Raw genomic sequence first — 13480 nt, 5'->3', positions numbered from 1 at the left:
CGCAATCATCAAAGGAATTTCATGAGCCTAGCAAAAAATATCGGCGCATTTTTAAAAGACAGATTCAGCCTCCTATCGGTATTTGACGGCGCAGTGTTAAACGCATACGTGCTAGTTTTGGTATTAAATTTAGCGCTCGGGTTGCTTCTTATCGCGCGCGGCGGTGAGCTGCTCTCTGCGCAGGCGCTGTTTTTCGCAGCGTCTGCGATCTGCGGCGTGACGATACTTTTTTTCGCGCTTTATGCGCTCAGCTTTTACAGCGCCAGGCTATATAAAATTCTCGCCTTTGCACTTCTGGCGCTAAACGTAGCCTTCGCGATCGCTCAGATTTTTTTGATCTTTAGCCTGGAGCTTACCTACTCGCACGGCACGCTGGACGCGCTAGTGCAAACGACGCCCAAGGAGGCCTTTGAGTTCGCGCATGCGTTTTTAAATTTCAAACTTATTGCGGCTTTTTTAGCGCTTTTAGTATTCGTCATCGCCGCTCTTAGACTTAGAGTGAGCCAGCGAGCGCGAATGAAGCTATGTCGCGCGATAAAGCTATTTTTTTTACTTAGCTTGCTCGTTTTTATCGCGCATGCGGCATTTAAAAGCTACGTAGCCAAAAGCTCGAAAATGCGCGCCAGCATCATAATCGCGCTAAATAAAATTCCGATTTACAACTTTGCTTTCGTTACGAAGGATTATTTCGGCGCCGATTTTAAAAGCGTGCGCGAGCTGCAAGCCGGATACCAAAGCATTTACGCCTCGCATTCGCATAAAACCGCGCCAAACCGCATCTCAAACGTCGTTTTCATCATCGGAGAGAGCCTGCAGCGAAATTTCATGAGCCTATACGGCTACTATCTGCCCACTACACCGAATCTGCAAGCGCTTGAGCAAAGCGGAAATTTAATCGCCTTTAGCGACGTCGTCTCGCCGGGCGCTAAGACCAACGACGTGTTAAAATACGTGCTAAATTTCGGAAATTACGAGAGCGAAAAGCAGCGCCCGTGGAGTGCCAATCTCGACATCGTAAATCTCGCGCGGCTCGCAAACTACGAGACCTTTTGGATCAGCAACCAGGAGCGCTACGGGCAGTGGGCGGTCGCAAGCGGCGCGAGCGCGCAGATGACGGATCACTCGGACTTTACGAATCAGATCCCGGTTTACAAATACGCCTACTCGCTCGACGAAGTTATGCTTCCGAGTATAAAAAATTTCAAATCGGGCGCGAGAAAATTGCCTCTTGCGCGCAAGGACGAAAGCTCCGCCGCAGAGGTAAACGGCACGCAGAAAAAGGATAAATTTTTCATCCTTCATCTGATGGGTTCGCACCCTAGCTACGAGTTTCGCTATCCCAAAAGCTTTGCTAAATTTAGCGCCGCGGATATCTCGCGCGAGCCACTTGATGAGGGGCAGAAAAAAGAGCTCGCGCACTACCTAAATACCGTGGCTTACAACGATTTTATCGTAAGCGAAATTTATAAAATTTTTGCAAGCGACAACACGCTGATAGTCTATTTCAGCGACCACGCCCAGAGCCTTTATCAATACCGCGGCAAGCTGATCCACGGCGGCATCAACCGCTTCACACTCGAAATCCCGCTGATTTTCATGGCGTCGGATAAGTTTAAAGAGCAAAACGCGGATCTTTGGGCGCGTATCGCCGCAGCCAAAGACAGGCCGTTTTTAAACGACGATCTCATCCACGCGATCGCAGAAATTTTAGAGATGACCGACCTGCCCGAGTACGATCCCGCTCGCTCGGTGATCAATGCTGATTTTAACGCCTCGCGTCCGCGCATCATCGAGGGGGTCGATTACGATAAGGTTTATAGACTGCAGAAGGAGTTCGGCGAGTAAATTCGGTGAAATTTTGCGTCTTTTGAGGACGCAGAATTTCACCTCTTAAAATTTGCACTCTTATCGCAAGCGCTCGCGCCTTAATTCAGCTTTCGGGCGGGCGCGTCAATTTTCGCCGCCATGGCTCTGCGATAAAATTTCTCGCCGCGGAAGTCTGCCGAGCGAAATTCAGCTTTGCAGAATTTCAAATTTTACGGCACAAATTCCACAGCGCAGAATTTTCCATGCGTTTACGAAATGCAAAATTTGTGAAGCTCATTCAAATAGCGAAATTTTGAAATTTCGGAATTTTAAAATTTGGTGGCGTTAAAATTTATCCGCGCGGCACGGAATTTTACCGATCAAATTTCACGGCGCAAAACTCCTCAGCACAAAATTTACCGCTAGAATTCAGCCCGCAATTTAAAATTTCAAAATTCTAAGCCGCGAAATTTTATGCCGAAGAATTTCACGCCTCAATCAGAACGGAGTATCTGCTGCCGAGCCGCGCATAAAATTCTACGCTTTAAAATTCCAAGTCATAAAATTCTACGCTGCGAAATTTCCCGACAAAATTTTATGTCGCAAAACCCCGCGCCGTAAAATTTAAAAGCGGCTCTTGCTACCAAATTTCGCGAGCCTAATTTACGTTGCCGCAGCGATATTTGCCCGCCACAAAGGTGATTTTATCGCGGATCTGAGCGATCTGTCTTAGCGCCTCTGCCAAGAAATCCACGTCGCTTTCGTCGTGGATGAACGAGAAGCTAGCCCGCACCCAAGCGGGTTTGCGCGACATTTCGGTATCGGGTCGCAAGCCGAGCAGATCAAAGCCGTAAGGCGCGGCACAGTCGCAACCTGCGCGGGTTTGGATCTCAAATTTCTGCCCGAGCACCCCGGCTAGCGCGTCTGCGCCGAGACCTTGCATATTAAAAGCAAAGATCGGCACGCGCGGCGCGGTGAGATTACCGTAAATTTCAACCTCGGGGATTTTTGAAATTTCACTTATGAAGTGCCTACAGATCGCCTCTTCGCGCGATTTGATCGCCTCTAACCCCGCGCTTTTGCGAAGCTTTAGAGCAAGATAAGCTCGAACCAGCGCGATGATGCCGGGCGTGCCCGCTTCCTCCAAGCGCTCCTTGTCGATTATAAAGCGCTGCGTTTGGGCGTCTGCGTATTTGATCGTGCCACCTCCCGCAAATGTCGGCTCCTCGCCGCACAAAAGCTCCTTTCGCACCGCCAAAATCCCGCTAGCACCCACCCCGCCCAAGAGCTTGTGCGCGCCGAAAAACACTCCGTCGCAAAAGCCGAGATCTACATTTTCGTGCGCGATGAGCGCGCTAGCGTCCACAAACAACCGCCCGCCGTGCGCCTTGAGCATCAAGTAAGCGCGCTTGTAATCAAGCTTTAACCCCGTCACGTTCGATGCCGCGGTAAGTACGCCGTAAATTTCGCGCCCTTTATTTGCGGATAGAATTTCGCCCAGCCGCGAAAAATCCATCAGCCCGCTTCCGTCCGGCGGCACGCGTACTACCTCGCAAAGCCCCCGCCTTAGGCTAATTTCAACGGAGTGATGCTCAAAAGGCGAGATGATGAAAAGCGGCAGCTCTTTTATGCTCTCGCGCCGCAAGCCGAGCCTATCTCGCGTCGCAGGCGGCAGGTAGATGCCTAGAATTTCCCAAAGCTTCTTAATCGCCGCGGTCGCGCCGAAACCGCACGAGATCAGGTAGTAGCGCTCTTCGCAGCCCAGAAGCTCTTTGATTTTGGCCCTTGCGTTTTCGTAGTAATCGCTCGTAATCTCGGCGCTCGCTCCGCCTGCGGAGTGGACGTTGGCGTATGTTGCAAGCACGCGCTCGATCTCCGCTTCTATAGGGCGGTACGCGAGTCCCGAAGCGGCACAATCGAAGTATTTAACCCCCTCTTTTAAGATAATATTTTCTTTGATCGTTTCAAAATCCAAAGCGCGACTCCAAAATTTTTGCAAATTATATCCAAACTCGCTAAAATTACGCCCGCAAGGAGGGCGAAATTTACGAGCTAAAAGACACTGCGCGAAATTTGGGCGATGCTGGTATCGACGCGATTTTGCAGTTTCATTTCGTATTTGATGAGATAGGCTGCATAAGCGGCTACGCGGACGTTTTCGAAGCGATCGAAAATGAAATTTTGCTCTGCTTTGAACGTCTCGGTGAACGCTTTAAATTTGGCGGCGAGTACGAAGAGCAGATCAAAAAAGCGCTGATGAAATTCGCTAGAAGCGACCGCAAAAAAATAGGGATTTCAAAAATCTTGCCGCGATTTACGGCGCAAAAAATCACCGCAGATCTCATAAACGCGAAGTTTTTAATCACCGAAAAATCAAGCGAGCAAAGGGCACAAAAAGAGCGCAAAAATGACCGCCTCCCGCGCGCGCTGCGCCGCTACCATATCACTGACAAAGTCCATTTTAGCAGCAACTTTGCGAGGTTTTGGTTTAGATTTATCGAGCCGAACCTGCCCGCGCTACGCCGCGGCGAGATAGGGCGCGTGCTAAGCCTAATCAAAGCGGATTTCAACGCTTACGCGGGGCTCGGGTTTGAAATTTTAAGCAAGGAGCTACTCGCGAAGTATTTAAATTTAGAGATTTCGCAAATTTCAAGCTTCTGGAACAAAGAGGTCGAGATCGACATCTACGCGAAATTTGAGAGCTTTTGCGTCGCGGGCGAGTGCAAATACAAGGAGCGAAAAATTTCAAAAAACGTGCTAAACGAGCTCATGCTCAAATGCGAAAAAGCGCACCTCGCGCCCGATCTGCTCGCGCTGTTTTCCAAAAGCGGCTTCAGCGGCGAGCTGCGAAGCCTAAAAAGCGATAAAATTTTACTCTTCTCGCTCGAGGATTTTAAAATTTTACTTTGAATACGGACGTAAAATAAATGATTATAAGGGAATTATCATGAAAAATATGGTCTTGGCAGTATCGTTAGGCGTGCTTTTGAGCTTAAGCTTGGCTGGATGCGATAGGGGAGAAATAGAGGATATTCAAACGGAGGATTTTTATGCCGCCAATCCAGATAAAGCAAAAAGCGTCTCCAAGGCGTGCGCCCTAGCCGATCTATCCAAAGAATCGGCAGAGATTTACGACAACTGCGAACGAGCCGTCATGGCGTATTTTAAAATCTATTATAATAGCGTGATGCAAGCAGCATCAAGGCAAGAGGTAAAGGCGCAAGATGAAAAACACAAAGCTATGTGCGAGCGCAAAGAGGTGCGAAATACGGAATTCGACGTGGAATGCTTTCTGTCTTTAGCTACCACAAATTTGCCGATAAACTCTACAAGACCCAAAAATAGGCTGATTTATCTACTGGAGGAATGTAGAGGCGATGCAGTTAGCCCAAAATGTAGGCTTTTAAAAAAGGAGATAGAATTTTTCACTAAAGCCCCCAAAATGAGTAAAGAAGAGGTCTGCGAGGCATTATCTAAAAAATTGCAAATCGTGATAAAAGACTATATTGATTTTTACGTCTCGCAAGGTAGATTCGACGAAAATCTAGACAAGATAACAAGCGTGACGGTTGAGCAGATAACTCCGAACTTGATTAGCTTAGGCACGACGAGCTATGTCAGCTGCTTTACTATAACCACAATCGATACGGGTAAAAACGCTATTTTGGAGATACGAAAAGGCGCAAGCCAAAATGATGAATTATGCATGGAAACATATAAATTGCCCGAAGTTACAAAAATTTTAAATGAAAACGGCGGCGTTATTAGGGTTAGATAGCAAAAATTTTATATTTTCAAATTTGACGGCAAAGCTTCAAGAGCTTAATTTTAAAGTTAAATTCCGCCGCTTGAAATTTTAAAGCGACGGAATTTTGTTAAATTTCAGCTCGCGCGGGTGGCTGTGCTGCGCGCGACTTGCACTGCTGCGAGCAAACTCGCGCTGCTCACACACAAACCTCGCGCCCTAAATTCCTCAAATTTAAACTATTTTTTCACCTTGATCACGTATGGGACTGATTTGATCACGCCTTTGGAAAAGAGCGTCTTGGTGTCCGCATACACGGCGTCAAGCTCGGCCTTTGAGACGTCCGCATCGCTTACCTGCGCGTCCTTGTTATAGTATTTCTCGATCACGTCGATCGCGCCCTTTTGATCGCTCGGAGAGAGGGCTTTTAGACGCTTTAAAATCAGCGCCGATTTGACAAACGCGCTCTTGCCGTGCACCGGCGCAAAGATCAATTTTACGTTGCTGTTGCGAAGGTGTTTCGTGATCCTTTTCATCTCCTCGACGCAATACGGACACTCCGGATCGCCCACGATGTAGGTCATATAGGGATTGTTTTTATCAAACGACTCGATATAGGCAAATCTCGCGGGATCTATACTCTTTAGCAGCTCAAGCGCGGCGGCGTCCCTGGCGTCCTTTAAAATTTGAGTTCTCATCTTAAACAGCGCCGTGTCCGCCGCGTTCGCAAGCTTAGGCTCCTCTGTTACGAGTACTAAACTTTTGCCGTCGTCGCTAGCCAAAAACGCCTCCTTTTTATCGCCCGAGCGGACGATCAGTAAATTTAGCCCGTTTAGCGAGTTTAGCTTGTCGATCGAGATGAGCTGAGCGTTTTTATCATTTAGACTTTGCTTTAGGTTTTTTACAAACTCCGCTTCGTTCGCATTAGCGCCAAGCACAAAAGCCGCACATGCAGCCAAAACGTAGATGATTTTTTTCATAGCTTCCCTCCCCTTAAAATTTCGCCAATTATATCAATTTAAAATAAAATTTGTTATAATCGCGCCCTATCAATTTAAGGAGAAATTTATGGCTTATTCAATGGGCGATCTAAAAAAAGGTCTAAAAATCGAGGTGGACGGAATTCCGTTTAAAATCATAGAATACCAACACGTAAAACCGGGCAAAGGACCTGCTTTCGTGCGCGTTAAAATAAAATCTTTCATCGATGGCAAGGTGCTTGAAAAGACCTTCCACGCGGGCGATAAATGCGAAGCTCCGAATCTTGAGGAAAAAGAGATGCAGTATCTCTACGACGACGGCGAGGCGTGTCAGTTTATGGATACCGATAGCTACGAACAGATCGCGATTAGCGACGAGGACGTGGGCGAGGCAAAAAAATGGATGCTTGACGGCATGATGGTGGATATTATGTTTTATAACGGCAAAGCGATCGGCGTGGATGTGCCGCAGGTAGTGGAGCTTAAGATCGTAGAGACTGCGCCGAATTTCCGCGGCGATACTCAGGGCAGCAATAAAAAGCCCGCCACGCTTGAGACCGGCGCCGTGGTACAGATCCCGTTTCACGTACTCGAAGGCGAGGTCATCCGCGTAGATACCATCCGCGGCGAGTATATCGAGCGCGCAAATAAATAATCCCCCCTGTTTTTGCGAAATTTTGATTTCGCAAAAATTCCTCTTTCTTTTAAAATTTATAAACTCCGAGCGATAAAATTTAAACTGCGATCTTCGCATAAATTTTGATTAAAATAACTTTTCAAATTGACTGAAATGCGGGATAATTTAGTCTAAGCTTTACGCAGCGCTGATTTTTGCAAAATTTAGGATGGTTTTACGATTAAATTTACGGATATGAAATTTGAGTATAAAAAACGCCCGAAAGCAAATCTTACGACCCGCTTTCGGGCTTTGAGCTAGGCTGCAACTTTAATTAGATTTAAAATTTCACCTTCACTTGGGAAACGAGGCTTAGCAAAATCTTTATTGAAGAAAAGCTTTCTGCCGTCAACTTCTACTAGAAAGTCTCCGCTGCCACCAGGGACCAACTCGACAACTGCATCCTTATAGACGCCTGTTATTTCATCTCTCACACGGAGAGCTTGCGGCCTATAAGATCAAGAATTACAATAAGTAATTACAACCTTCATCTTTATTCCTTTCTAAAAAAGTGCCACATTGTAGCAGATCTAGCTTAAATTTTAATATAAAAGCTCAATTTCGCGCGCCTAAGCATTTAAAATTTATGGGCGATTTCGCCGTTTGCAAAGCCCTAAATTTCGCTGCTGTGAGCCCAAGGCTAGTCCTCAAATTTTAAAATTTCATCGTAGCAGAGATAAAATCAGCCCTGCGCGTGGAATTTCTTATCGCCGTGAAAGTGCCCGAAATACCACCGCGCGGGCCTTACGAACTTAAAGATCCGCTCTAAATACTCAGACGTTTTATCGGGGGTACTTTTGCCGCACCAAAGGTATTCTTTTAAAAATTTCATCGCAAACCACGGCGCCGTGTGGCTTAGCACCGCATCGATCCGCCCGCCCGCGGCGATGAAATCGCGCGCATTTTGCATAGCACAAGCAAACTCCTCCTCGCTTGGAATCTCGCGCGCCCACCAGCTAAGCCCCGGTATCCGATGTGCCTTATCGACGCTAAGCGCGCCGCCGAAACACAAAAAATATCGCTCCGCAATCTCGTAAATTTCGCCGCGCCGCAGCCAAAAAATATTCTCGCCGCCCACGCTCACGGTGCCGCCAAATTTCCGCTCGCGCGGCAGCTGATCCAACATATCAAAATTTTCGTGGTTGCCGTCTATGAAAAGAAGCGTGGCGGGGAAATATCTTTCTATATTTTTGCGCGCCATAAACTCATCTATCCGCTCGCTCCAAAACAGCCCAAAATCCCCGAGCACGATGACGAAATCATCGGCGCTAAGCCCGCCCGCAAAGGCCTTGTTCGTTATTTTGCTGATCTCGTTTATTCCGTGCGTATCGCCGCAAAGATATATCATATTCCTCTCCTTTAATCTGACTCGCCGCGCTTTGTCGCAGCCCGTGCGAATGAAATTTGAAGCGCTAAATTTTACGCAGCGCACGCGTCGCAAAAACCCGACTAGCGTTCCGATCCGCAACCACGCAAATTTAATCCAAATCACAAGCGTAAATTTAGGCGACGTATTTTAAAAAACGCAGGCATCAAGCCTATTGCCGTATAAATTTGAAGCTGCGGTTTTCAATTTTAAATTTCGCGGTGCAGATCTAAGCGGCGAAATCCGAGTAGGCGTAGCTTTGCTTGCTACCGCTAAATTTTAAATTTAGCGACGGACTTTCTAAATTTATAACGAACTGTATAAATTCTGCGGCAGATTATGCAATTTCCACAAAGAGCTTTGTAAATTTCAACAAACTTTATAAATTCCGCAGCTAGCCACCTAAATTTAAAGATTAAATTTAAAGCCTACCGCGCAATTTCGTCGCCAGCGCGGCGCCGATTTTTTCGTAGCCCTCTTTTTGCAAGTGGATTTCGTCGGGGCGAATAAGCCCGCGCTCGCGCCAGCCGCGCCAGCCGCCATCCTCGTCCATAAGACCGGCTATGTCGTAAAACATCGCCCCTTCGTCTCGCGCTAGATGCGCTAGCACCTCCGCAGCGCGTGAGGCGTTTGGCACTTTAGGGCTTCGCGGCGGTGCTACGAGCAGGATTTTTGCACCAGGAGCTGCGGAGCGAACGGAGCGAAGCAGCCCACGGACGCTTTGGTAGAATTTTTGCTCGTCAAATTTCGGATCCATCGCATCGTTTGTGCCGTAAGCGATAACTACGAGATTGTATCTAAGTCCTGAAAAATCCCTACCAAAGGCATCTGCACCCCATTTTTCGTAGAGGTTGCTAAACGCGCCGTTGCTCGCGCAAGAGTCTGCAAAGCGCGCGTTTTTGCGGTAAATTTTATATCCTCCAAGCTCTGCTCCATCACGCAGCGATCGAATTTCGATCGGAAATCTAAGTCGCATCTTAGAATACTCCCATTTCTGCGGCACTTCTTGCGAAATATACGCGCTTAGCCCACTTGCATCGCGCACGCGAAAAATCTCGCCACTCTGATCCGATTTATGCAAAATTTCGACGTAAAAATCGCCGCTAAGCTGCTTTAGCTCCAGTCGCACATTAGCGCCCTTTTTGCCGGTAGCGATCACTCCGCATAGTGGGAAATCGGGGTCTTGCTCGGTGCGGGATGAAATTACATTAAAGCCGCTTTGCTTAAATTCTATGTTTTCGCTTTTGTGATATTTAGGCATCATTGCAGGCACGAAGCCGACGCTGTTTTGCACAAAAAAGCCGTGTCTGAAAGCATCTATCAGCGCATCGCTTCCTAAATGCGAATCGCCAAAAAATTTCACTCCAAAGCCCGCAGAGCTTTTTGCGTTTGCGGAATTTATGCCGCGAACGCCTGCGTTTGCCGCGCATCCGCTTAATAATACGGCAAATAAAATCGCTATAAATTTACTCAACTTCAATCCTTGATAAAATTTCTTTCGCTACCGCTTCGCAACCCTCTTTGCTCATATGAATGCCGTCGTCTTGACGCACGCGCACGAGCTTGGAGCCGCTTTGCAGATAGGTTTTATAGACGCCTTTTTCGCACACCAGCGGGGTTGTTTGCATAAAATACCCGCCAAGCGCCATACTTGCGTCGGCATATATTTGATTTAGCAGCTGCGTTTTCTCCTCAAAATCGGGCTTTTGCATACACGGCATCGCAAGCCACAGCACTCCTGCGCCGTGCGAGTGCGCCGTATCGTAGATCTCGCGCACTCTCGAAGCGTAAAACTCCCGCCAGCGCGGCGTTTTGATGCCGTAGGTCTTGCCGCCTGCGCGGTACTCCCAGACGTCGTTCGCACCCAGCAGCACGACTACGAGCTTAACGCCGCCGTTTTCGCTAAGTGCAGTATCGAGCGTCTTTTGCCAGTCGAAAGATTTCTTGCTCGCAAGCCCCGTAGATTGCTTGCTAAGATCGATCACCCTCAGGCTTCGCTTCGGGAAAAATTTCTTAGCGTTCATCCCAACGTATTGCATCAGACTATCGCCCATAAAAAGCACCTCATCGCCTGCATTTAGGCGGATTTTGCCATCGTCGCTAAGCGAAATTTTAGCATCAATCTCCGCGGAGCTTTGCGTAGTTAAATTCTGCTCCAAAGCCTGCGGAGCAGGGAGTTGAGAATCGGAATTCTCGCCGCTTTGCAAGGTTGCGCTTGCCGTGACGGGATTTTGCGACGTGGCGGAGCTGCGCGGCACAGAGCTTGTTGTAGCCAGGCTTTGTGACACGGAATTTTGCGAAGTAGAATTTTGAGGGATGGAATTTTGTGCGTAAGGCTCCTGCGCAGAATCGCGCGTCTTTAAATGATGTACAGAATTATTTAAGGCAGAATTCTTTGCAGTATGAGCTTGCGGCTTGCTATCTTGCGGTTTAACGCTTTGCGAAGCATCGTGATCTCGTGCCCTCGTGCTTTGCAAAGCTTGATTTTCCGCCATACGATCTTGCGCAGGTTTTTTAAAATTTTCGCTTCCGCTATGCGGACTTGCGTCCTCATCCTTGCTAATATCCTCGCCTTTGATACGCTGCTCAAGCTTATCTGCGACATTTGCAATTTTCTCGTAGATCTCTCCGCCTACGCGAAACGGCGAGCGGCGCAGCCATTCTTCCAGCCCAAAATCATCGTGAAATCGCTGCTCCAAATAATAAAGCAGCGAGCCTTGCATAAAAAATGCCGAGAAAAGCAGCGCAAAAAGCAGAGTCGAAACAAACCTAAGCATCTAAAATCCTGCGTAGATGAAATTTGGAATTCCGCTTGGCATCAGCGCGAAAATCAGCGTGAAGATCACGCCGAGCGCGAGAGCTTTAGGCAAAAACGGCAGCTCGGCAAAAAGCGCGATTAAAGTATCTTTAAGAGCTGAAATTTTAGGATAAACAAAAATCCCCGCTAAAATCACCGCAAGCACCGCTAGCTCACCAATATCTCCGAAAGCTCGTGCGCGGGTAAAAGCGCTCAAAATCGCCGCCGCATCTGGCAGGGAATTGGCGAAAAAAATCCAAGCGAAACTTACAAAAATATAGGTACAAAATAGTGCCAAATGCGGATTTAGCGGCTTTACGCCTACTTTGGCAAGACATTTTAAAAACACAAGTGCCACTCCGTGCAAAAGCCCCCAAATCAAAAAATTTAATCCCGCGCCGTGCCAGATGCCTGATAGCGCAAACGCGATTAGCAAATTTACGCAGGTGCGTGCAAAGCCATTGCGCGAGCCGCCAAGCGGGATATAAATATAATCGCGTATAAACGTAGATAAGCTGATATGCCAGCGATCCCAAAACTCGCCTAAATTCTTAGCCGCGTAGGGCATATTAAAATTCTGCGGCAGCTTAAAGCCCATCGCAAGTCCAAGCGCCCGCGCCATATCGATAAAGCCACTAAAATTCGTATAAAGCACCACGCCGTAAAGCAGCAGTGCAACTAGAATTTGCGCCGCGGAGGACTCTGGCTCGTCGCCGTAAACGCCTGAAATCACATCGCTATAATACGCGCCCAAATAGCCGCTAATAAGTAGCAGCTTAACTAAGGCAAAAATTATAAGCACATAAATTTCATCGGCATTGCCAAAGTGCTTGAAGCGATCAAACTGCGGCAGCACTGGCTCTACGCCCTTAGCCGCGCTAGCGCGTCCGATAGGACCCATCACGACGCTAGGGAAAAACGCTAAAAAGCACGCCAAGCTCAAAAAGCCCTGCTCACCGCATTCGCGCCTATAAACCGAGACGAAATAGGTGATCGACATAAAAACATAATATGAAATTCCAAGCGGAAACGCCACACTATCGACGGCACCTAGGTGCAGCGCAGCAAGAGCGGCATTGAAAAACTCCCTGACGTAGCCATAATATTTAAAAAACGCGAGAAAAAATAAGCCGCCAGCAACTGCCGCAAGCATCACTGCACGCGCCTTCGCAGTTGGTAACGAAATCTGCTTCGCTAACCCCGCTTTTTGCATCTGCTTTGCTATGCCAGCTTGTTTTGTTGCGCTCATCTGCTTGGCAGCAGCTTTACGCGAGAGCTTTTTCTTGTGCGAAGACTGCTTTGCGGGCGGTATGGCTTTTGCGACTACGCGATTAGCGCGCGCGATACACACCCCTGCAAAATATACGAAAGCACTATAGGCTGCAAGCACCAGCGCAAAGCGTGGATTTACGGAGCACATGAAGCCGTAGCTTGCTAACAGGATCAGAATTTTTTGCGCGAAAATATGATTTTTGAGCGTCCAATAAACGATTAAAAACGCCAAAAAAGCAAGGACAAACTCAGGCGAAAAAAATGTCATTCAATCTTTCCAATTTAAATTTTTAAAGCTCTTGCGGGCTTTTAGACGCTCGCGGCGCGAGATTTATACGAAGCGAAAAGCTTTTTAATCGCTTGCAGCGCGAAATTTTATGCGCAGACACGGCATTACGCCATTAAATGCGCTAATAAATTTAGCGTCCAAATCCTTAGATTCACGGACAGCTTGCATGCAAGCTCTTGCCGCGTGAGCGAAATTTCGCCGCAAGGGCAAAATTTAAAACGCAAATGAGGGCTCGACGCACGAAAATTTTAGATGCACTACGCTTTGCCATCAAATTCTTATGAAATCCCGCAAACGCAGTCTCGCAGGTTCTACCCGCAGGATTTCAAAATAAGCGCCTTGGAATCATGCCATATAAATTAGACGCGATGCCGCTAAAATCCTACGAAATAAAATGAGCTGCGCTTCATCACAACTATGAGGGCAGAAATTCTACAAAGCAAAATTTTAAAAGCCAAAAATTTTGCGGCGATAATAGAATTCCGCCCGTTAAAATCTGCCGCGTAAAATTACTAAGTAAAATCTCACTTTAAGGCGCGATAGAAACCA

The 13480-nt window shown here is 47.6% G+C and carries 12 protein-coding genes; 5 read left to right on the top strand and 7 right to left on the bottom strand.

Annotated features, from left to right (window positions below; translation table 11 throughout):
* Positions 1–21: 21 nt before the first annotated feature.
* Entirely contained in the window at positions 22–1845 is a 1824-nt protein-coding gene (locus QZ176_RS03035; protein ID WP_295151162.1) for a phosphoethanolamine transferase, read from the top strand.
* A gap of 619 nt (positions 1846–2464) precedes the next feature.
* Here QZ176_RS03035 and QZ176_RS03030 read toward each other — a convergent pair.
* Positions 2465–3805, bottom strand: coding sequence for an aminotransferase class V-fold PLP-dependent enzyme (locus QZ176_RS03030; protein ID WP_295151160.1), 1341 nt, complete (start codon positions 3803–3805; stop codon positions 2465–2467).
* Between the two features lie 74 nt (positions 3806–3879).
* Between QZ176_RS03030 and QZ176_RS03025 the strand changes: the two genes are divergently transcribed.
* Both QZ176_RS03025 and QZ176_RS03020 read left to right on the top strand, forming a co-directional pair.
* On the top strand, positions 3880–4716 hold the full coding sequence (locus tag QZ176_RS03025; RefSeq protein ID WP_295151159.1) for a DUF234 domain-containing protein: 837 nt from the start codon (positions 3880–3882) through the stop codon (positions 4714–4716).
* Between the two features lie 37 nt (positions 4717–4753).
* Positions 4754–5584 (top strand): hypothetical protein, encoded by an 831-nt coding sequence (locus tag QZ176_RS03020; RefSeq protein WP_295151158.1) that lies wholly within the window; start codon positions 4754–4756, stop codon positions 5582–5584.
* 206 nt (positions 5585–5790) lie between these two features.
* Here the strand turns inward: QZ176_RS03020 and QZ176_RS03015 are convergent, their stop codons facing one another.
* Positions 5791–6531 carry a hypothetical protein gene (locus QZ176_RS03015; protein ID WP_295151157.1) on the bottom strand — a complete coding sequence of 247 codons (741 nt, stop codon included), beginning with the start codon at positions 6529–6531 and terminating at the stop codon, positions 5791–5793.
* Positions 6532–6619: 88 nt separating this feature from the next.
* Between QZ176_RS03015 and efp the strand changes: the two genes are divergently transcribed.
* Positions 6620–7186 carry an elongation factor P gene (gene efp, locus QZ176_RS03010; protein ID WP_295151155.1) on the top strand — a complete coding sequence of 189 codons (567 nt, stop codon included), beginning with the start codon at positions 6620–6622 and terminating at the stop codon, positions 7184–7186.
* A 278-nt stretch (positions 7187–7464) separates the two neighbouring features.
* Here the strand turns inward: efp and QZ176_RS03005 are convergent, their stop codons facing one another.
* Together QZ176_RS03005 and QZ176_RS03000 are read right to left on the bottom strand one after the other, a co-directional pair.
* Positions 7465–7698, bottom strand: a complete 234-nt coding sequence (locus tag QZ176_RS03005; protein ID WP_255349569.1) for a SelT/SelW/SelH family (seleno)protein — start codon at positions 7696–7698, stop codon at positions 7465–7467.
* Positions 7699–7889: 191 nt separating this feature from the next.
* Positions 7890–8555 carry a metallophosphoesterase gene (locus QZ176_RS03000; protein WP_295151152.1) on the bottom strand — a complete coding sequence of 222 codons (666 nt, stop codon included), beginning with the start codon at positions 8553–8555 and terminating at the stop codon, positions 7890–7892.
* A gap of 49 nt (positions 8556–8604) precedes the next feature.
* Here QZ176_RS03000 and QZ176_RS02995 point away from each other — a divergent pair, with 49 nt between their 5' ends.
* Positions 8605–8727 carry a hypothetical protein gene (locus tag QZ176_RS02995; protein WP_295151150.1) on the top strand — a complete coding sequence of 41 codons (123 nt, stop codon included), beginning with the start codon at positions 8605–8607 and terminating at the stop codon, positions 8725–8727.
* Between the two features lie 267 nt (positions 8728–8994).
* Here the strand turns inward: QZ176_RS02995 and QZ176_RS02990 are convergent, their stop codons facing one another.
* From QZ176_RS02990 to QZ176_RS02980, 3 genes are read right to left on the bottom strand one after another with little or no spacing between them, the layout of a single operon-like run.
* Entirely contained in the window at positions 8995–10047 is a 1053-nt protein-coding gene (locus QZ176_RS02990; RefSeq protein ID WP_295151148.1) for a GDSL-type esterase/lipase family protein, read from the bottom strand.
* Entirely contained in the window at positions 10040–11350 is a 1311-nt protein-coding gene (locus QZ176_RS02985; protein ID WP_295151147.1) for a DUF459 domain-containing protein, read from the bottom strand. The genes QZ176_RS02990 and QZ176_RS02985 overlap by 8 nt, the downstream gene beginning before the upstream one ends.
* On the bottom strand, positions 11351–12910 hold the full coding sequence (locus QZ176_RS02980) for an MBOAT family O-acyltransferase (RefSeq protein WP_295151145.1): 1560 nt from the start codon (positions 12908–12910) through the stop codon (positions 11351–11353).
* Positions 12911–13480: the final 570 nt, after the last annotated feature.

This window comes from uncultured Campylobacter sp., from assembly GCF_905373215.1.
Classification (GTDB): domain Bacteria; phylum Campylobacterota; class Campylobacteria; order Campylobacterales; family Campylobacteraceae; genus Campylobacter_B.
Note: the sequence above shows the minus strand (reverse complement) of the source record. Positions and strands in the feature narration are given on the sequence as shown.

Bases quoted from the DNA above. Each gene is read 5' to 3' on its own strand.
- QZ176_RS03015 (WP_295151157.1), bottom strand. From the start codon at position 6,531: ATGAAAAAAATCATCTACGTTTTGGCTGCATGTGCGGCTTTTGTGCTT.
- QZ176_RS02995 (WP_295151150.1), top strand. From the start codon at position 8,605: ATGAAATTTGAAGCGCTAAATTTTACGCAGCGCACGCGTCGCAAAAAC.
- QZ176_RS02985 (WP_295151147.1), bottom strand. From the start codon at position 11,350: ATGCTTAGGTTTGTTTCGACTCTGCTTTTTGCGCTGCTTTTCTCGGCA.
- QZ176_RS02980 (WP_295151145.1), bottom strand. From the start codon at position 12,910: ATGACATTTTTTTCGCCTGAGTTTGTCCTTGCTTTTTTGGCGTTTTTA.
- efp (WP_295151155.1), top strand. From the start codon at position 6,620: ATGGCTTATTCAATGGGCGATCTAAAAAAAGGTCTAAAAATCGAGGTG.
- QZ176_RS03035 (WP_295151162.1), top strand. From the start codon at position 22: ATGAGCCTAGCAAAAAATATCGGCGCATTTTTAAAAGACAGATTCAGC.
- QZ176_RS03020 (WP_295151158.1), top strand. From the start codon at position 4,754: ATGAAAAATATGGTCTTGGCAGTATCGTTAGGCGTGCTTTTGAGCTTA.
- QZ176_RS03000 (WP_295151152.1), bottom strand. From the start codon at position 8,555: ATGATATATCTTTGCGGCGATACGCACGGAATAAACGAGATCAGCAAA.